Source organism: Phaeocystidibacter marisrubri (genome assembly GCF_008933165.1).
GTDB classification, from domain to species: domain Bacteria; phylum Bacteroidota; class Bacteroidia; order Flavobacteriales; family Schleiferiaceae; genus Phaeocystidibacter; species Phaeocystidibacter marisrubri.
The window spans coordinates 1479083-1499103 of sequence record NZ_WBVQ01000001.1; the positions used below are offsets into that span (position 1 = coordinate 1479083).

Annotated in this window: 20 protein-coding genes; 14 read left to right on the forward strand and 6 right to left on the reverse strand. The window is 43.3% G+C overall.

Annotation, left to right across the window (positions count from 1 at the left end):
* The first annotated feature begins 73 nt into the window (after positions 1 to 73).
* The 5 genes from F8C82_RS06615 (at position 74) to F8C82_RS06635 (ending at position 5298) form a co-directional block, all read left to right on the forward strand.
* The gene (locus F8C82_RS06615; RefSeq protein WP_170266178.1) at positions 74 to 1267 is read left to right on the forward strand and encodes a T9SS type B sorting domain-containing protein; all 1194 of its coding nucleotides are present in this window, start codon (positions 74 to 76) and stop codon (positions 1265 to 1267) included.
* A 15-nt stretch (positions 1268 to 1282) separates the two neighbouring features.
* Positions 1283 to 2443 carry a T9SS type B sorting domain-containing protein gene (locus tag F8C82_RS06620; RefSeq protein WP_151692757.1) on the forward strand — a complete coding sequence of 387 codons (1161 nt, stop codon included), beginning with the start codon at positions 1283 to 1285 and terminating at the stop codon, positions 2441 to 2443.
* A gap of 144 nt (positions 2444 to 2587) precedes the next feature.
* The gene (locus F8C82_RS06625) at positions 2588 to 3253 is read left to right on the forward strand and encodes a TrmH family RNA methyltransferase (RefSeq protein WP_170266179.1); all 666 of its coding nucleotides are present in this window, start codon (positions 2588 to 2590) and stop codon (positions 3251 to 3253) included.
* Between the two features lie 171 nt (positions 3254 to 3424).
* A complete protein-coding gene (trxA, locus tag F8C82_RS06630; protein ID WP_151692759.1) occupies positions 3425 to 3742 on the forward strand; it encodes a thioredoxin in 318 nt (105 codons plus the stop codon).
* Between the two features lie 140 nt (positions 3743 to 3882).
* Positions 3883 to 5298, forward strand: coding sequence for a cation:proton antiporter (locus tag F8C82_RS06635; RefSeq protein WP_151692760.1), 1416 nt, complete (start codon positions 3883 to 3885; stop codon positions 5296 to 5298).
* An 820-nt stretch (positions 5299 to 6118) separates the two neighbouring features.
* On the opposite strand, the gene F8C82_RS06640 is transcribed toward F8C82_RS06635, so the two are convergent.
* Positions 6119 to 6802 carry a uracil-DNA glycosylase family protein gene (locus tag F8C82_RS06640; RefSeq protein ID WP_151692761.1) on the reverse strand — a complete coding sequence of 228 codons (684 nt, stop codon included), beginning with the start codon at positions 6800 to 6802 and terminating at the stop codon, positions 6119 to 6121.
* 684 nt (positions 6803 to 7486) lie between these two features.
* On the opposite strand from F8C82_RS06640, the gene F8C82_RS06645 reads away from it, so the two are divergent.
* The 3 genes from F8C82_RS06645 (at position 7487) to F8C82_RS06655 (ending at position 9862) form a co-directional block, all read left to right on the forward strand.
* Positions 7487 to 8608: a DUF6794 domain-containing protein gene (locus F8C82_RS06645; protein WP_151692762.1), complete on the forward strand. Its 1122-nt coding sequence runs from the start codon at positions 7487 to 7489 to the stop codon at positions 8606 to 8608.
* A 280-nt stretch (positions 8609 to 8888) separates the two neighbouring features.
* Positions 8889 to 9530, forward strand: coding sequence for a hypothetical protein (locus F8C82_RS06650; RefSeq protein ID WP_151692763.1), 642 nt, complete (start codon positions 8889 to 8891; stop codon positions 9528 to 9530).
* A 32-nt stretch (positions 9531 to 9562) separates the two neighbouring features.
* Positions 9563 to 9862, forward strand: a complete 300-nt coding sequence (locus F8C82_RS06655) for a DUF3144 domain-containing protein (protein WP_151692764.1) — start codon at positions 9563 to 9565, stop codon at positions 9860 to 9862.
* Positions 9863 to 10129: 267 nt separating this feature from the next.
* Here F8C82_RS06655 and F8C82_RS06660 read toward each other — a convergent pair whose 3' ends face one another.
* Entirely contained in the window at positions 10130 to 10345 is a 216-nt protein-coding gene (locus F8C82_RS06660; RefSeq protein ID WP_151692765.1) for a helix-turn-helix domain-containing protein, read from the reverse strand.
* A 95-nt stretch (positions 10346 to 10440) separates the two neighbouring features.
* On the opposite strand from F8C82_RS06660, the gene F8C82_RS06665 reads away from it, so the two are divergent.
* The 6 genes from F8C82_RS06665 to F8C82_RS06690 all read left to right on the forward strand — a co-directional run bounded on the left by F8C82_RS06665 (position 10441) and on the right by F8C82_RS06690 (position 15233).
* On the forward strand, positions 10441 to 10626 hold the full coding sequence (locus F8C82_RS06665; RefSeq protein ID WP_151692766.1) for a SymE family type I addiction module toxin: 186 nt from the start codon (positions 10441 to 10443) through the stop codon (positions 10624 to 10626).
* Between the two features lie 193 nt (positions 10627 to 10819).
* Positions 10820 to 11407: a hypothetical protein gene (locus tag F8C82_RS06670; RefSeq protein WP_151692767.1), complete on the forward strand. Its 588-nt coding sequence runs from the start codon at positions 10820 to 10822 to the stop codon at positions 11405 to 11407.
* 185 nt (positions 11408 to 11592) lie between these two features.
* On the forward strand, positions 11593 to 12075 hold the full coding sequence (locus tag F8C82_RS06675) for a hypothetical protein (RefSeq protein ID WP_151692768.1): 483 nt from the start codon (positions 11593 to 11595) through the stop codon (positions 12073 to 12075).
* 352 nt (positions 12076 to 12427) lie between these two features.
* On the forward strand, positions 12428 to 12886 hold the full coding sequence (locus F8C82_RS06680; protein WP_151692769.1) for a hypothetical protein: 459 nt from the start codon (positions 12428 to 12430) through the stop codon (positions 12884 to 12886).
* A 3-nt stretch (positions 12887 to 12889) separates the two neighbouring features.
* Positions 12890 to 13270 carry a hypothetical protein gene (locus F8C82_RS06685; protein WP_151692770.1) on the forward strand — a complete coding sequence of 127 codons (381 nt, stop codon included), beginning with the start codon at positions 12890 to 12892 and terminating at the stop codon, positions 13268 to 13270.
* A gap of 265 nt (positions 13271 to 13535) precedes the next feature.
* On the forward strand, positions 13536 to 15233 hold the full coding sequence (locus tag F8C82_RS06690) for a UvrD-helicase domain-containing protein (protein WP_151692771.1): 1698 nt from the start codon (positions 13536 to 13538) through the stop codon (positions 15231 to 15233).
* 325 nt (positions 15234 to 15558) lie between these two features.
* Here the strand turns inward: F8C82_RS06690 and F8C82_RS06695 are convergent, their stop codons facing one another.
* Genes F8C82_RS06695 through F8C82_RS06710 form a run of 4 tightly spaced genes read right to left on the reverse strand, consistent with a single transcriptional unit; the run spans position 15559 to position 19975 of the window.
* Positions 15559 to 16170: an SIS domain-containing protein gene (locus F8C82_RS06695; RefSeq protein ID WP_151692772.1), complete on the reverse strand. Its 612-nt coding sequence runs from the start codon at positions 16168 to 16170 to the stop codon at positions 15559 to 15561.
* Entirely contained in the window at positions 16157 to 17140 is a 984-nt protein-coding gene (locus tag F8C82_RS06700; protein ID WP_151692773.1) for a GHMP family kinase ATP-binding protein, read from the reverse strand. The genes F8C82_RS06695 and F8C82_RS06700 overlap by 14 nt, the downstream gene beginning before the upstream one ends.
* A complete protein-coding gene (locus F8C82_RS06705; RefSeq protein ID WP_151692774.1) occupies positions 17137 to 19023 on the reverse strand; it encodes an HAD-IIIA family hydrolase in 1887 nt (628 codons plus the stop codon). Before F8C82_RS06705 ends, F8C82_RS06700 begins: the two co-directional genes overlap by 4 nt.
* The gene (locus F8C82_RS06710; RefSeq protein WP_151692775.1) at positions 19016 to 19975 is read right to left on the reverse strand and encodes an NAD(P)H-dependent flavin oxidoreductase; all 960 of its coding nucleotides are present in this window, start codon (positions 19973 to 19975) and stop codon (positions 19016 to 19018) included. Before F8C82_RS06710 ends, F8C82_RS06705 begins: the two co-directional genes overlap by 8 nt.
* Positions 19976 to 20021: the final 46 nt, after the last annotated feature.

The following is a 20021-nucleotide window of genomic DNA, read 5'->3' on the forward strand; positions in this document are numbered from 1 at the left end:
AGCACTCTCACTCAATGAGGCAACCGCAGGGGTATGCATGTGCGTACTTTTGAATAGAACAAGAACTCAAATCGTGAAAAGGCTCCTACTCATTTTTTTCCTCCCCCTTGGAGTGTTCGGTCAAAACTTAGTCCCCAACGGCGGTTTTGAACCGGATGATTGCAATTTACCTGCTTGGGACCTGAACGACATAAGTCCTCCTTGGGATGTAAATGAGAAATTCGGCTATTGGCAAGAAATGCTAATCACCAACTTTAGCCCTTGTTCCAGCGAAACGAACAGCTTAGGTTTACAGCCGCGAACAGGCGATGGCGCCCTGGGGTTCCCGGTTTACGGATGGCCCGCATCTACTGACGATGCGCACGAATCGAGAGGTTATCCCATCTCTCCCCTCACCCAAACATTAACTCGTGGCATCACCTATCAGATTTCCTATTGGGTGAAAGCGGTGTACCGACAAGGCAACATGGAACGCGGCACCAATGCTCCGGGAGTACTTTTCCTTTATGACACTTCTAGCATCGCCCCCAATGAATTAAACGTTTTGGAATCTAACGATGCCCTTTATCCACCAGACCCCATAACCGATTACACCAACTGGACACAGGTATGTATGCAATATACCGCCAAGGGAAATGAGAAATTTATCATCTTGGGTAACTTTAGATCCAATGCCAACACAGAAACAAGTTACCTCAACCCCAGCTCTCCTCCTACAGAAACCGTTTGGAGATGGTCCTATTACAGCATTGATGATTTAGTGATTATCCCACACACGCCTCTTCCTCCGGCTCTTCCAGAATCAGCGAAGATTTGTCCTGATGATGAGATCACGCTAGAGACCTACGACAAGCGCCCTGGTATTTGGGATGATGGATCTACAGGTTCAACCCGTGCGGTAACCTCGCCTGGCACGTATACGTTTTCATATTACGATGGAGCCTGCTATCAAACCGATGTCACGGTAGTGAATCTCGTGAATTGTGAAGAGTGCCACATCTACCTTCCCAACGCTTTTAGTCCTAATGGCGATGGTATGAATGACATTTGGAAGCCGCAATTTGCCTGTGAAGCGCTGGAATATCAACTATTAATAGTCGATCGAATGGGCAATGTCGTTTTTAAGTCTAACGACCCAAATGAAGGTTGGAATCCGATTGGCAATAGCGGACTTGGGACTTATGTAGCGCGAATTCAATTGATATATGATCTTTACGGCGAACGAACTCGTGTAGAGAAAAGTACCGAAATTGTACTCTTGAAGTAAAACTGAGATTAATTAATGCGGAACACGCTCACCTTACTATCTGTCTTTTTTTCTTCCATTCTCATAGGTCAAAACCTCGTGCGCAATCCGGGCTTTGAACCGTCCGATTGTCCAGCTACGGGAACCACGCTGTACCAAAATGTGGGACCATGGGATGACGTTTACGGGACTCCCGATCATTACGGTCCTTGCACCTCACCCGGAAGTCCTACCACAAACAATAACATTCCGCCGCGAACCGGAAATGGAAACATTGGACTCTATGTATATGGAACCTTTAATTCGGGTCGCTTTAACCGAGAGTATGCCACAGGTGAGCTAGTAAACACACTCACCGAAGGACAACTCTACAGAGTTTCATACTACGTCCATCCGGTGATTGTAACCACCATCAATACAGATGCTTTCATCAACGGACCTGGTGTACTCTTCCACTCCACCAAACGAGGATTGGAATATTCGGATGCCACTTGGGCAATCTTAGACGACAACAGCATCTATCCCGAAGACGTCATTGACAATATGAACGACTGGACTTTGGTGTGTTTGTACTACCGCGCAACGGGAACAGAGCGCTATCTCACCTTGGGAACCTTTCGTCCCGATGCAGAAATAGATGCAGAAGACTTTGCTTCGGCTACGCCGGATAATGGTTATTACCTCATCGACGATATCAGTGTAGTAGCCGTTGATGATGCCGTGCTTGACCCAGTTGCAGAACTTTGTCCAGATGGAGAAATCACCTTGTCCGTTCCTAGCGGTTTGGGTGGAATGTGGGATGACGGCAGTACCGAAACAACCCGAACCATTACCCAACCTGGGCAATACTATTACGGCTATCCAGACGGACCTTGTTACCGAATTGACCCAGTAGATGTACAATTGGTCAACTGTACCAAATGCAACGTGTATTGTGCCAATGCCTTCACGCCAAATGGCGATGGAAAGAACGATGAATGGAAGCCCATCTTTGAATGTGATGCGATAGAGTACAAATTGGAAATCTATGATCGATTGGGCAATTTGCACTTTGAAACGACCAACCCAGACGAGGGATGGATGCCTAGCTCCAGCGTTCACGAAGGTGTTTTTATCGCCCACATGCGGATGACCTACGAACTGTACGGAGAACGCACTTACATTGAGGAAACAAATGAGGTGATGGTATTGCGCTAAGAAGAGGATGTGAAACTATCCCAATCCTTCATTCCCGTTCTAAACTGCAATTCGTAAAAAGCATGTATTTTCACGGGCTGAGTACGGAATGCCTAGTACCAAAGGACCCCAATGATCGAGAACCTCAAAAAACACTTCGTCTACATGTCGCGTTTCCTTACCGACGCACGGATGGAACGCTTTGACGAAGTATTGAATAGAAGGACGTGTAGAGCCATCCCCATCTTAGAAGACACGGTGAAGGAGCAAAATGCTTCGGCCGCCATACGGACACTAGATGCATTGGGCTTTCACGAAGTACACCTCGTAGAAAACGACCGAAATGTATCGCTAAACACCTCCATCTCTAAAGGGTCCGACAAATGGCTCGACCTTCGCAAATCGAACGACATGCGCAGTACGCTTCGGGGATTAAAGCAGCGAGGTTACAAGATTGTTGCCACCCATTTACACAAAGACGGAGTTGATCTCAAAGACTTAGATACAGCAACCCCGTTGGCCATTGTATTTGGAAATGAATGGGACGGTATCAGCGATGTAGTGGAAGAAGAAGCAGATGCCTTTGTACAAATCCCTATGTATGGGTTTGTGGAGAGTTATAACCTCACCGTATCCATCGGAATTGTCTTTTCACATTTGCGTTGGAAGATGGAAGAGAACAATCGCGTAACTCCCCTCACCGAAGAACAGATTTACACCTCCAAATTGCAATGGGCCATCCGGAGTTCCAGAAGTGGAAAAAAGGTTTACGCCAAATGGCTGGAAGAAACCGGACAAAGCGACCTCAGCGGCATGTTGAAAACCTCATAAATCAAGCACTTATAATTCCGTTGAATACGCACATCACTCGATTTGATAAGGATTATGAGGTGGTGTAAGTTATCGTTCATAATTTCGTCTACAATCTCGTGAAGCAAAAAGCCGAAAAGGCTTAACTTGCCCACAGAAATAAACTGAAAGGTCAACATAAGTAAAGAAAAAATGGCTCTAGAACTCACTGCCGAAAACTTCGAAGCAACTGTATTGAAATCAGACAAGCCTGTATTGGTAGACTTTTGGGCTGAATGGTGTGGTCCTTGCCGCATGGTAGGTCCAGTAGTTGAAGAACTTTCTGGCGAATACGAAGGCAAAGCCGTTATCGGAAAACTCAACGTAGACGATCACCAAGCAATCGCTATGCAATTCGGTATCCGCAATATCCCTACTCTTCTTGTATTCAAGAATGGTGAGATTGTGGACAAGCAAGTAGGCGTTGCTCCTAAGCACGTTCTTGCTGGCAAGCTTGACGCTGCCATGTAATCGAACGACTCGAATAAAGAGATCCCGTCCACCGTTGTGCGACGGGATTTTTTTTGCTTTGACGTGACATCTGTCATGTGTCAGCATAGGCTTCTGTCCTACCTTCATTTGGTTTAAAAAAGGCAACTAAAGTCTTTGTTATGGACAGATTCAAACTACTCCCCGTACTACTGCTGTCTCCTCTAACCGTGCTCGGTTCACATGGCGACCCTTACGCATCAGATTTCTTAGCTATTTTCTTCTTACTCGTTGGCGCTGCACTAGGGGCCTACCTGGCAAGAAAACTCAACCAACCACCTGTCTTGGGCGAGTTAATTATCGGTATGGTGGTGGGTGCCGCTCTGTACCAAATGGGCGATGCTGTGGCCATTGCCATTCGGCACAATTCTGAAATTGAACACGTACTTCATGCCCACACAGCTGATGTAACTTGGGAAGAGGCCGTTCACATCGGATTGGAGGAAGCTCATCTTCGTCCAGAGATGGAGGCTCAACTCACCGAAGTCCTCCTGCAAAGTGACTATCGAAACATCGATATGCACGCGAGATATACCTTGCTCTTCTCCTCAATGGGAGTCATACTACTCTTATTCATGGTTGGACTGGAGATAAAAACCACCGAAATGGTGGGCATGGGTAGACCCGCCTTTATACTGGCCATCATGGGGGTAATCCTGCCCTTCGCCCTTGGGTTTCTGGTCTCCAAGCTCCTGTTTGCCGACATGGACACCAACACGGCCATCTTCATTGGAGCCACATTAGGGGCCACCAGCATTGGCATTACAGCTCGGGTCTTTAAAGACGCAAATGCCCTACACCTAAAAGAATCCAAACTCGTATTGGGAGCTGCCGTCATTGATGATATTCTTGGTCTAATACTCTTGGCGATTGTAACTGGTCTCATTTCCAGTGGCGGGTTAGATGTAACCAACATATTGATCATTCTGGGTAAAGCCGTAGGCTTCTTGATTGCCATCTTCCTTTTCGAGAAGTACGCCATTCAATGGGTTATTAACAAATTCGCCATTATTGCACGTGAGCGTACCTTCCTCTTCTTCCCTATATCACTACTCTTCTTCCTGGCTTGGTCTGCAGATGCCATAGGCTTGGCCACCATTGTTGGTGCCTTTGCTGCGGGCATGGTCATTCAAGAAAAATACTTCAATAACATCAAACTGGATCATCAAAGCATAGAAGACCTTGTGAGCCCAATCGAAGAACTCTTTGCTCCCGTATTCTTTGTGATGATGGGCTTTCAAGTAGACATCATGTCCTTCATGAACACAGACGTCATTCTCCTCGGTTTAGCCATGACAGCCGTGGCCATAATCGGTAAAGTAGCCGCTGGATTCTTCACCGAAAAAGGACAAAACAAATGGCTCATTGGAGTTGGACTCGTACCTCGTGGAGAAGTGGGATTGATCTTCGCCTCCATCGGCAAAACCACCGGCGTCCTCGACGATCACCTCTTTGCCGTTATTATTATGGTTGTCATTCTCACCACATTACTCACACCACCTATGTTGATGGGAATCATCAAGAAAATGAAGGCTTAGATGTTCAGCATTGGACGTCAGGCCCTACCGCGCGAATCCTTTCGCGTGGTCTTTGAAGGTGGCGGATGGTAGGTGATGGATGATGGGTGACGGGTGTCGGGTGACTGAAGACGGAGGATGAGCGACTGAAGAACATTTCTACCGCCTGTTGTCTCCCTAAAACCCCTAAAACATCTAAAACTCCTCAAACTCCTCAAACACCTCAAACACCTTAAACCTCTCAAACCCACTTCTACCGCGCGAATCCTTTCGCGTGGTCTTTGAAGGTGATGGATGACGGATGACGGGTGATGGATGACGGGTGACGGGTGGCTGAAGACGGAAGACGGAGGATGAGCGACTGAAGAACATTTCTACCGCCTGTTGTCCCCCAAAAACATCTAAAACTCCTTAAACATCTAAAACTCCTTAAACATCTAAACCCCCTCAAACTCCTCAAACACCTTAAACCTCTCAAACCCGCTTCTACCGCGCGAATCCTTTCGCGTGGTCTTTGAAGATGGTGGATGGCAGGTGATGGATGATGGATGACGGGTGGCTGAAGACGGAGGATGAGCGACTGAAGAACATTTCTACCGACTGTTGTCTCCCTAAAACCCCTAAAACATCTTAAACTCCTCAAACATCTAAAACTCCTTAAACCCCTTAAACATCCAAAACTCCCTCCCTCAATCTCACCACTTGGTTCTTCGCACTTTTTTCCATACATTCAGTAAACACTGACTGAGAAATAGAATTGGGCTGACTTACCAAACTTTATGACAAAGCACAGTGCGCTATGAATGCAAGGGACAACTTCGGTTGTCCTTTTTTATGGGGGTTAGCGAAGGATAGAAATGAATTTATCCAAGTATTCATCAAGGCGCTTACGACGGTATTGCATCACGAACCGTGGATGTTCCAACGCGGTGATTGATTTGAACAGGCCGTACTCGTCGTTGATTGTCTTCATGGCTTTGGCATTTTGTCCCGTTCCTAAGAGATAGGCATCGGTTGCATTTCCAGCGATTTCGATTTGCAATTTCAATTGATCAAGGATAAAGGGTTTGAGCATTTCGAAAACCTCAGCATCATCATAATAATTGAAGTTCACCCAATTGCCTTTATCGTTCAATCGAATAAAACCCAAGGGTGAAACCGCACCGATAAACCAATCGCCAAAGAAGCGTTCTGGTCCTCCGTAAGCCTCCACAAGTTTCCAGACAAACTCAGCTGAAGTCTCCGTTGTATTCACTTCCGGCATTTCAATTCCCACAGATCGCAGTGCTGCTGTATCCGTAAATGGAATACCCGTCAACCCTGCACCCAATCTCCCGGGATTGATTCCCATCAGTAACTTTCTCGGCTTATCATCCCCATAAAATCGCGCATAAAACTCCACCAACGCATCCTTTGTGGTTGCGCTCATATCTCGATAGGGATTTAACACTTTGATATCCTCCGGCAACTGAACATTTATATCCAGCTCCATATACCAGTTGAGAACCTGTTCCGCTTTAGTCATGCTGCAAGATAGGGATTAGGCTGTAGGCGCATGGCTTTTGGAGTCTGGAGCTTGGCTACCGGCATTTGATTCTACTGCAGGAATCCTTTCGCATAGTTCTCGGATGACGGGTGACGGGTGACGGAGGACGGGGGATGGATGATGGATGTCGGGTGGCTGAAGACGGAGCCCCCCCCTACCGCGCGAATCCGTTCGCGTGGTTCTCGGATGACGGGTGGCAGATGATGAGCGATTGAATAATCATTTCTACCGCCCAGCTATCCCCCATAAACATCTAAAACATCTAAAACACCTCAAACATCTCCCCCCTTAAACATCTAAAACCCAAAACATACTTCCATGACCACGCGAAAGGATTCGCGCGGTAGAAAAAGAGTAAAAGTTTGGTAGCAAATTTCAAATGGGTCGTTCTAATAGCTATTCTGATCTATCTCAACTATGCGATGGTTCATTCACTTACAGCGACATATGACTCAATGATCTTCCATAGAGTCACGTGCAATGAACCTAAAACATAGATCTCGCTACCCGCCCCCCGTGTTCGCCCTCCCTCACTTCTACACCTTAAATTGCGTATATCCAATAGGATTCAATTTCAAATCACACATGCGGCCCTTTGTACATTTTCTGCTTATTACACTATTTAGCACTGGCGCTTACCAGAATTCTTTTGGACAAGAGTCAATGAAACCGATTCATGCCGATTCGGTTGACATACGGTTGATTACCGACACCTTAAATGGTGTGTACATCCCTGAAGATCTTGAGGATTGTTTCCTTCAAATGGATGGTTTTTGGAACGACTCCATAAAGTCTTATGTAAAGAGCCTATCAGAATTAGAGTTCAGAGTCCAAGCGCATCTTTCAACAGGAACATGGATGCGGAACAACTGGAGGCTATGGGGAGGTTCTCGTTTATCTTTATACTTCAACAACTTGGGCATCTACCATCCCGAAGACATGACCTCTATCATTAATACCAGTTATCACAGAAGACTGAATGATCATGACATCGATCTCGAGAAGCAACTTAAATTCTTTCATGACTTTTGGGATCCCGTAAAACGAGACAGTATAGTTGCCTTTCGTGAAGCGCAAAAAAGAGAGCAGCAACAGACGTTCAAGAATTGGCTTCACAAGAAAGGAATTCAATTCTACGACTTATCCAATTCTGGACTAGAGGATCTGAGATTCAATTGCGACTCAACCTTGGTTTGTAAAGAAAGACACGGGGACACTATTCTCTATACAGTATCTACTCATAAGCTTTATGCAGACACTTCAAAAATAATAGAGTACAACGCGCTAGGAGAGCTCGGAGGTGACTTGTATATAAGCAATGTCAACCAAAACGGAATATTCACTCTTTACAAGCTTTCTCAAAATACCTTTTACAAAAACAACGACTCCCTCTTTTATTTGGAGAAGTATAGCCGTTTACCTGATGACTCAGCAAATGCCTTGATCCAGTGGATGATCTCTGGTGAGATTCCGCGCACCACAGCTCAACAAGACTCCATTCATGCCATTCTTTCAGCAAATACCTACTACCAGTTCAAATTCATCTTTCACCCAGATATGTTTTCCAAGAATACCATTAGAAGCAATGAGGACAATGATATCATCGAGCTAATTTATCAATGGAAAATAGATGGAAAGTCCATTTACTTTATCGAGGTTGCCAACTCGGACAATCCACACAATGTATTTAAGGTGTGGTTGATAGACGATGAACTGAACATTGTGAATTTTGAACCCTGCTCTCCAGTAAATCGAGAGGCAATCAGGGAAAGGGACAAATTATAATTGAACGCTTTTGATCTAACAGATAAATGAAAGTCGGGGGGATTCTAAAAATTGTGTCATGGTTAGAATACTTCCACTGAATGAGTTAGGAAATCAGATTATCAAGAATTATTACGAAGAAAAATTAATAAAACTAAACACGATACAGCATAAAGCTTATGGCGGGTAAAGGCTACCAACAAGGTCTTCACTCTGTTGCCAATGTGATCTTGGAGGATCAACAGTAACACGGCATCAAAACCGCTACATAGCCTTTCTCAAACCAATGGTACACATTCCTATGAAAAGACTCCTCCAAGTACTATTTCTACTTACTTTGACCCATTGCGGACAGCAACAAAAACCCGACAAGGAAACTTCGGACAAATTGGATGATGTAATACGGGAAGGAGATCCATCAATGGAACAACCACCTCCTTCTATTGAGTACTCAATTGATGACCTGAAATTCATTTTTTCTAACTTGACAGACCCATATGACCTTGGACTCTATCAACGTTTTGAAGCAAAGCTAGCAGATAGTAGCCAAGTGACGATTCAATCAAGAACTCTTGAGCTAGAAGGACAAAACTTTGAACTCACCCCAGATTATGTCTTCATAACAGATTCGGCATCATTCTATTTGATTACCGCTAACAACCGACCAGAACCGAACTACTTCTACATTCTAAAACGAACCGGACAGAAGGTTGAACTCGTTGGACAAACCGAGCCATTGACAAAAGAGATTTTCGGTGATGTAGATAATGACGGATACCTCGAAATTGGCGGATTCAACACACACTGTCAAATAGCAACTAAAGAGGACCTTAAAGACCCCGATTTCTGTTTAGACCACTTCAGAGTGTTTGAGATAAATAATGGAATTAACCGAGACGAAGAAACAGAAGAAAAAGAAAGAAATAACGTACGCCAACAATGACCGACTTATAGATATTTTAAAACATCATTAAAATGAGTCAGAAATTACGAAACGGAGAACTTGACGATAACTTCTTTAACCGCGTGGATGACCACATCAATCTATCAAACGAGCAGTTAAAATATGAAACACGAGGCAGGGTCAGTGCTTCAATGATGTATAGCGTTGCTAGATATAATGCTTGGGTTAGCGCTTGCGGATGGAGTAATGCGGAGGAAATGAAGTCAGCGAAAGAAGAGACGTTGCAGTACTTTGTAGACGAATACAGAAAAATGCTCAACGAAAACTTGGATGATTATATTGAGAATTTCGAATCTTACATGAAGTATTAGACTACAATGCGCGAGAAGAGCTTGGAGCGAAGTACTATGTGAGCGATGTCGATGAAAACAGAAACTTCCAACAGATAAATGAAAGCCTAGACTCGATCAAACCGCCAAATCCAAAACTATCCTTTCTCAGTTCTCATCTCACACCTCTCACCTCTTCCTTCAATGCAGACTCACGAGAGCACAAAAAGATGGCGTTCGAACGTGGTGATCAGGGCAGCATTAATGTAGCTCATGAGCTATATGATATGGCAATGAAAGGATCTCAACTTAAAATTTGACAAGGCTTGGCAATGAGACCTCCAAAGCCTCAGAAACCTCCAAAAGAGAATAAAGAGTAGGATTTACCTTTCCATTCTCTAATTTCTCCACGGCTTGCCTGTCTTTATTGCAAGCCCTAGCAAGGTCAGATTGACTCCACCCCTTCTTGGTTCTTAGCTCGACAATACGCTGACCGATTTTCTTTTTAAGCTCTTCTTTAGTCACAACATAAATGTCATCTTATTATACGACAATCTTGTCATACTAAAGTTTGACAGATCGATTTCTTTTTATAGATTCGTCATGTAACTATATAACAAATGAACCGATACAGAAAATTGAAAATACACAGTAAATATCGCCCCAGAAGATTGCACAATTCAACTGTGCCTCAAATTAGACTTGAAGGAAGATGGTTGGAAGAGTTGGGATTCATAGAAGGGCAACAAGTCCAAATCGAACAGCAGTACAATAAGCTGACGATAACACTTCTTAAAAACAAATGACTTCGCCTTACAAGAAGTACACGTAAAAAAGGGATTCAGCGAACAAATGACTTGAAGCACCAAATAGCCCGTCATATCAATACTTTATCCTACATTTCACTATTAGAGCACTAGGCTATGGCTACAGTCCGCGTGAGATAAATCGCTACTGATTAGAACTTTAGCACCAAGCATAACTAAACTGCAAGCGGGAATGAAAATGATCAATCCATTACTGACTCTTTGTTTACTAACAATTTCGTTAAGTTGTAATTCTGGTAAAACGGATAATGACTCTTCAAATCTTGAAATGGCGGATACTTTATACAAGGATTCAGCGGCAAGAACCGTCGACATACGACCTAGAATAATTAATGTCACCTATGGTTCCTTTTGTGGCCATTGTATCGAAGAATGTACTAGAATGTACTCCCATTATCTCATTGGAAATGCCACAACATTTTGGACAGATACAACCGATTCATACTTCAAAGATGGAGGATTAAGATGTGAGACTGAAATGTCGCGAGAATCACAAAAAATCGGATTTGAATTGATCAATAGCATTCCAGAATCTATTCTAAAATCGGACAGCACAAGAAACGTTTTTGGATGTCCAGATTGCAATGATGGATGTGGATTGTATTTTGAATTCACACTTGACAAACCAAACTCAGAGCCAATCATCTATGAAATGGAATATGGACTTGATGGTACCACAGGAGAAATAAAGCAGTTTGGTGAACGTATTATACGTACGATTGAAAAATTAGAAAGTCACCGCTTACAAGGTGAAAGCTGAATTGGCGAAGCAGACACAAATCCGCGTCATAACAGGCATATCGAGTGTAGTGCTCAATCGACAGTTACATGATTCACAATCGAACCGTTTGATATTTCATCCAATGAAAAGACTCATAATCCTATTCTTCATCACGAGCATTTTCACGGCTTAGTCCTGCCGTCAAAGCTTTTGACGACCAAGACTTGCTCACGATCCATACTTACCATGTGGGTGATACATTGATCTTTAAAAGTGACGTAGGAGACTATGACTCTATTACCATTGTAAGCAAAGACATCAGATATAATGGACTGAGTGAAGGGTACTCAGGAAACCCTCAGTCTTGCTGGATTGAATACCAAACCATTCCTCCAGGAAAACCAAGACTTGTAAGCTTTGGTGGACCACAAGGTGACGTTTATAGCCAAGACAGAAGCTTCTTAACTGCAACAAAGTGGGACGTCAATAAACCCGCTAGATTTGAAATTCAGTTTAATGGATCTCATGGAATGCTTCCACCCATGGATTCCTTAAAAAAGGATGAAAACCACGGAGACCACTTTCTCATTCAGCACAATTGCACAGGACTAGATCCAACGGACGTCATTCAATTGATTTGGACACCCAAAAGAGGAATTGTTCAATACAAGACAAAGGATCATCAAACATGGCGACTCATCCAATAAGAAAATAGCCAACACATCAGATGTGTGAGTGATACATCCCTGACGTAAAAACGGACTCCCCTAGCGAACAAACCCGATATTCATAAAATTGGTGGTAATCTCCTAGTACTTTCCCTCCCCCCCGACCACAGAATTCTGAACCTGTAATTCTTCCATACGGTGTATACGTAGTTATACGTATTGCGCGCCTTTCTCTAGTTCCCTAACTTGTAGGGACTAACTAACCGCTCTCGAAGACAACACTACGACTTATTGGATGGGAGAGATTCTCAAGATATCTAGACATTATTTCAGATATCGCGTGGCTTTTCCAATTCTTAAATATTAGACATCAATACCAAGGCAACAACGAATGAAAAAAATATTCATACTTAAAGGAATATCAAACACTGGGAAAACAACCAAGATCAATCAAACAGTTGACTGGATCATTACTAATTACGGTTGTCCTAACACGGTTGGCTACGACCCCAACAATCTTGAGAAAGACACATTCGGTGTATTGACCATAAACAACCTGACTATTGGAATAAACTCATCAGGTGACGATGAATACCAAGTAAAAAAGGTCGACAACCTCAAGACTACTACCGGAGAACTAGAATCCCCGGATATTATTATTTGTTCCTGTAGAACTCGCGGAAAGGGTCGAAGACACTTAACATCTCAGTATGGTCGCTCTAATGGTTGGCTGCATGTTTTCATCAATGTTGAGGAAATTGATAAATCAGATCCAACAAGACGACAAAATAGAGACGCACGCATACTGGACGAACTACAAACCTGGCTTACAGGTTTAGAAAAATTGTAACTGATGGAAAAAGATATCCGGAGTAAGCTCATTGAGCTGGCCAGAAATAAGACACCGTGGAGTTATTCCCAACTCAACGAACAACTAATGTTAGGGCTGAACTTCAAAAACGAACATCACAGAAAATATATCGGAGAAATATTAGGCGAAATCTCCATGTATGAGTACAACAACGGAAGACCCTTGTTGAGCGCCTTGATCATCCATAAATCCAAAGACAGAGAACAAGGCGATGGTTTTTATAAGCTCTGTAGCGAAATCTACGGAAAGCAATGGGACGAGTTAAAATCAGATAAAGATTTTGAATTGGAACGCATGAAAGAATGCTATTCGTTTTGGAAAGACAACGACAACTACAAAAAGTATAAGGACGATTTTAAATAGAAATACTCACATCTACCTAATCCACTTACCAACACGTCATAATATAAACTTCTAATTATTTTCAAGGACTGTTCCCTTATACGCGGTTTTACGTATTGCACATTTTTGTCTCTAGACCTAATCAGTATGGACTAACTAACCGCTCTCTAAAACTACTTTTAAAAGTCCAAAAACAGTCACCGTGTCTAAACAATAAATGTTTCATATGCTCTTTGAGACACATTTTTCATCGTAAAACTCCAACCACATTCAAATAAATAGTCAAATGCAATTCACAACTGAACAAAAGAACATTTTTGATTTCGTTGAAAATCAATCTGGCCATGGAATAATTGATGCCGTTGCTGGAGCGGGGAAAACAACGACAATCATGGAATGTGCTAAGTTCGTGAAGGACAAGAGGAAAATACTTTTTTGTGCTTTCAACAATAGCATTTCGAATGACATCGCTCAAAAATTTCACAACTTAGGATTAAATGAGGTTACAGTCAAAACCATTCATGCTCTTGGAAGGCAGATAATACAAGACAATAACAATACGGGTCAACCTATTAAACTCATTCAATCAAAGTATCGTGATATTCTAAAATCGCCCGAAATCATAGATCAGCTTGAACCAATCTACAAGAAACTTTTAGAAATAAATGATATTGAATTTGACGAATTTGATGACAAGAAAAATTTTGCAGCTAACAACCTAATCTATAGCATTAATACGAGGTTGATAGAAATAAATCAGAAGTATCGATCAACCCTTTCAAAAGACAATCTTTCTGAATTTATTAGCCTTGTTACTCACTTTGGTATTTTCAACGAAATAGAACTCACGAAGGAAAACTTTAATCTTGAGATTCAATGTTACTTTGAAGCTCATAGGATTGTTCTTCAAGCAGGGAATTCACTATCAGAAAGGAGTATGATAATTGACTTCACAGACATGCTCTACTTACCATATGAATGGAAGTTACAGCCGAATAATAAATTTGAGTTCCTATTTATCGACGAATGCCAAGACCTATCCAAATCACAATTTGCAGTAGCTGCTAAATACGGCCATAGAGAAGGAAGAATATTAGCTGTAGGTGATCCAAGTCAATCCATTTATGGGTTTACTGGCGCAGATATTGAATCTTTTCAAAGGGTAAAAGATTTTACAAAAGCGAAACAACTACCACTTACAACGTGCTTTCGTTGTCCAAAGAAAGTAATCGAATTGGCAAAAACCATACGGACAGACATTTCTGGATCAAAACAAGAAGAAGGCACTGTCACATCCATTCACTTTGAAGACGTAGTAAAATTAGCCAAGCCTGGTGATTTAATTATTTCTCGACTTCGATCTCCAATCATTATTCTGGTTTTTAGTTTCATTGACAAAAACATCAAAGTTCAAATCCATCAGGATGAAGTCACTGAGATTATCAATGAAATTAAAAACATCTTCAAAGTAGAAGAACTGAACATAGTCATTAGTACTCTTCCTAATGGTTTTGAACAGCTGAAACAATCTGTAACAAGAAGATGGAACTATATAATTGAGAAGAATGCTCAACGAATCATGGACAGCACGGAAAGAAAAATATATATCGAAACAGAGCATGACTATTTAAACACCAAGCTAACATTTCTATCTAAAAAATATATCCAGTGGAAGTCACAGTGCGAAACAATGAATGACATATTGAAAGTCATTAAAGAATACATCTCTGATAGTGCAAATCCAATAAAACTTTCAACCATTCATAGAGCCAAAGGTCTTGAAAATGAAAGAGTCTTTATAATTAACTATGACGAACTGCCTTACTTCAGAATTCAACAAAAGGACTGGGAAAAAACACAAGAAGTAAATCTTAAATACGTGGCCATTACCAGAGCGTTGAATGATTTGTTTCTTATCGAAAGTGAGATGATAGAAACTATGGAAATAGAAGAAAGTCTCTTTGATAATTTACCTTTTGATTGAATATTTATTGACATACTTTATCACTCTTCATGAATACGCTATATGGTCTCAAGTCAAACTCAGAACAAAAAAATTTTTATAACCCACTAAAATAAAAGGCGAAGGCATAACAATGTATATAAAAAATAGGCGGAACAGCAAGAATATGAAGACTTTTGGCTCGTATCAGACTTTGTGCTTAACCGAAAGTTTAGTACTTCGTAATCGCCTACTTTTCATATACTAACCGTTCCCCACAACAAAAAAGCCCCCGACCAAAATCGAGGGCTTTTCCATTATATGCTAACAGTACGCTAGTACTCTAGTATACCAGACTACCAGTATTCTAGCTTACTCTCGAATCATACGTCCCACCCATACTCGGGTTCTCGCCCAAGTATCGCTCCATCATCGCTTTCTTTACAATGTTGAAGATGACCATGTGAATGTCTTCGGTAACTTCCATGTCCATGACTGGTGCGTGAACGTGTAGGTCGGCGATTTGGCCAATTTTACCACCTTTAAAGCCGGTCATAGCTACGGTGGTAACGCCGCGTTCTTTGGCGTATTCTAGGGCTTTGACAACGTTGGAAGAGTTGCCGCTTCCGCTGATGCCGATAACGAGGTCGTTTGGACCTAAGAAGTTCTTGAGGGGCTCAATAAAGATGTCGGACCAACCAATGTCGTTAGCAATGGCCATCATGCTGGGCAGGTTGTCGTTCAAGCAGATCATTTTGAAACGCTTGTCTAGGCCGTAGCTAGCTCCCTTGAGGAAGTCGCCGGCTGCGTGAGATGCCGAAGCACCCGATCCGCCGTTGCCCATGGTGTAGATGTTGCCGCCTGCTTCGTAAGTGGTGGCAAAGGCTTCAATCAATTGATCCAATGCTTGCGCATCAAGATTGTCGAGAGTGGCCTTTACGGTTTCAATGTAACTGCTGATATGCTTATTGGTCGCCATAGTGTATCAATTTGCTGCCTTCTCTTTCAAACTTGAAATGGAAGGGACGTACTTTCTGTAACGCAGAACGCACCTTATCTTGTTTATCTGGAGTGCAATAAAAGAGCATAAAGCCTCCCCCACCTGCTCCTAGCAATTTACCGCCGGTTGCACCTGCTGCTCGTGCCGCATCGTACAACTCGGTAATCATAGGATTGGTAATGCCGCTCGCTAAACTCTGCTTGAGCATCCAGTTTTCGTGAAGAATCTCTCCCATACCGTCCCAGTTATTGGACGTAAGGGCATCGCGGAGATCGTACACCAAGCTCACCATTTGTACCAGGGCTTTGTGCTTGTCTTCTTGCGAGGTGTTCTTCTTTTGTTCCGCCAAAATGCTAGATGCACTTCGCTGATTGCCAATGTAGAACATCATCAAATGAGATTGCAAGTCAGCATCGGCTTCCTTGCTCAAATGAAGGGGCTCTACAGAAACGTGACCATTGGGCTTGAACTCAATCACATTCAACCCGCCATAAGCAGCGGCATATTGGTCTTGCTTTCCAATGGGTTCTTTGAGAATATCGATTTCAATCTCACATGCCTCCTTGGCCAACGTCTCCTTAGAAACGTATTGATTTTGATAGGCTGAAAGATTGTGAAGCACCCCCACGGTGAAACTACTGGAAGACCCCATGCCTGTACCCGCAGGAACATCGGCAATGGAACTGATTTCAATTCCTCCAGAAATCTGTCGTCTCTGTAAAATGGTTCGAAGCAAGTTGTGCTTCAAATCCTCTACTCTATCTACAGTTTCTGTTTCTGAATACTTCGTACGAATCTTGTCGGGCTCAAAGAACTTATGACTCGATATATACATGTACTTGTCAATACTCGTACTCAATACAGCACCAGGATGTGTGGAGTAAAAGGCTTCCAAATCGGAACCTCCCCCAACAAAACTGATTCTAAACGGGGTTTTAGTTATGATCATGTCAATACGGTGTCGTCAGCGAAGGTACGCCCTTGTTTGATGATTTCATACTCCCCACGCATGCGCAGCGCGTACAAATCCTCAATTTCGGATGCAGTTTTTCCCTTCCATTCATAAAGGCGATTGAAACGGGTTCTCCTCTTCTCTTCATCCACTTCTACAAAAACTTTGTAATCGTAAATAGAGGCCATTTCTTCATCAACCAAGGCAGGTACCCCCTCCACAAACACGATAGGCTCTCCACTCCACTTGGCGTGAATAGAAAAGGCCATGCGCTGCGGGTGATCTGCATATCCCGGAATCTGGATGGAGGATCCCGATAAGAAGACTTTGATGTCCTCTTTCATCTTGTCGACTCTAAAGTTGTGGTAGACGTTTTCTTCAGGAGTTCGGTCGGATTTTGGGCGAATCCATTGATCTAGCGGAAGACGTATGCTCTGTATTCCCGATTGAGCCAAACGGTACATCATATCGCTTACAAAGCTGGTCTTGCCTGAACGCGATTGCCCGCCAACCCCAATCACCAAAGGCGTTTTGCGAGTGTGAGCCATCTGTTTTCGTATGCGGGCAAAATGCTCTTCAAATGGATTGGTCAAGATAAAATGAACGGCGTCTTCCAAATTGTCGAAGTGGAAATCAGGACGTGCGTTGAGGGAAATCCCTCCGTGACCGGTGCGAAGCGCAATGGTGCGCACACCCGCGGCTTTACCCGACTCAATATCGCGGGAGCTATCGCCAATCATCCAGCTCTGACGCAAGTCGATGTTGAATCGCTTGGCCGCTTTCATTATCATACCTGGCTTTGGCTTCCTACAATCACAGTCGATTTTATACTCCGGACGCTCACCTTCGTATCCGCCGTGCGGGTGATGTGGACAATAGTAGATGGCGTCCACAAAAGCGTGCTGCTCCCCTAGCTCCGTTTCCATTTTCTTGTGGATTTCGGCTAAACCTGCCTCATCCGTCATTCCACGAGCCACTACACTTTGGTTGGTAGTTACCACGCTCAAATAATCCGAACGATTGATTTTTTGGAGGGATGGAGCCGTCCAAGGATACAGTTCTAAATCTTCGGGTTTATCAATGAGATCGGTGTCGTAATTCAACACCCCATCTCGATCTAAAAAAATGCATTTCTGCGGATGCGTCAGCGAACGTCGAGCTACTTTACCGCTCTTCACGTCTCCTTCCACTCTAGCCAATCGGTCAGGTGTCCCCATGTCCTTCAAATATTCTGTGGTAGAATACCCATACATGCGAACTTCGCCCACCCAAGATGGAAAAATGTCCTTACCAAAATCAGCCTTCACCCCACTTTCGAGTCGGGATAATACGGAAGGGGAAAAGACATACGCTGCAGCATTCACGCAATTGTGATATCGAAGACCTTCAGCATGCGGCTTGGACAAAAAGGCCGTCACCTCATCGTTTGGATTGAGCTCAACTAAATCACTGTCGTATGGGTGATCATTGGGATGCACCACTAGCGTGGCTTCGCTCTTCTTATCCAGGTGGAATTGATACAATCGATGAAGGTCCATTTCCATCATCACATCTCCATACAGAACCAAGAAGTCCTCTTCAATGCGATCTTCAATGGCCTTCACACCACCAACGGTTCCCAAAGGAGATTTCTCTTCATAATAATCGATAGTGACACCTTGAAAGGACGTCCCAAAGTGTTCTATGATGGAATCTTTGAGGTGATTGACCAATAACGTTACGCGCTCAATACCTTGAGCCGCACACATTTCCAATTGATATTGTAGAAGTGGCTTGCCATCAACCGGCATCATAGGCTTGGGAACATCCTGACGAATCTCCGATAAACGCGTGCCTTTTCCGCCGGCCAAAATGACCGCATGTTTCAATGTATTACCCATTGAGTTTCCAATCTTGACTGCTGATCATAGTTCGAGCAGCTTCGTATTCAGTAACTATTTCATCTACAATTTCCGCGGTAGATTTTACGGAGTGAATCAAGCCAGAAATCTGACCAATCTCCAATTCTCCTTCTACCATATCTCCTTCAAACATGCCCTTCTTAGCGCGGGCACGTCCCAGTACTTCTTTCAAATCTTCTACGGTTGCTCCATTGGCATAGGCCGCTTGAACATCGTTAAAGAACTTATTCTTGATGAGGCGAACTGGAGCCAACTCCTTCAAGGTAAGCATGGTATCTCCTTCAGCAGCCTCTACTACAGCCTTTTTGAAAGACTCGTGTCCAGAAGACTCGTGAGAAGTTACGAATCGACTTCCAATTTGAACTCCATCGGCTCCTAAAGTCATTGCAGCCAACATGCCTCGTCCGGTTCCAATACCGCCTGCGGCAATGAGCGGAATCTCCAATTGTTCCTTCACCATTGGAATCAAACAAAGAGTGGTTGTTTCATCTCTACCGTTGTGACCTCCTGCTTCAAAACCCTCGGCTACCACGGCATCCACCCCTGCGGCTTGCGCTTTCAAGGCAAACTTTACGCTGCTTACCACGTGTACCACCGTAATGCCATGCTCCTTCAAATGAGCGGTCCATGTTTTCGGATTGCCCGCTGAAGTAAAGACGATCTTCACGCCTTCTTCAATGATAATTTGCATGTGCTTGTCGATATCGGGATACAACATCGGCACATTCACACCAAAGGATTTATCGGTAGCCGCTTTGGTTTTGCGGATGTGATCGCGCAAAACTTCTGGATACATGGAACCCGAACCTATAATGCCCAATATACCCGCATTAGAAGCAGCCGAAGCAAGCTCCCATCCCGAACACCAGATCATTCCGGCTTGGACAATGGGGTATTGGATTCCAAAAAGTGAGGTGACTCTATTCTTCATACAATTGAACAAGATGTCGGTTAGGAGCGTGAAAATAGGCCTTTCA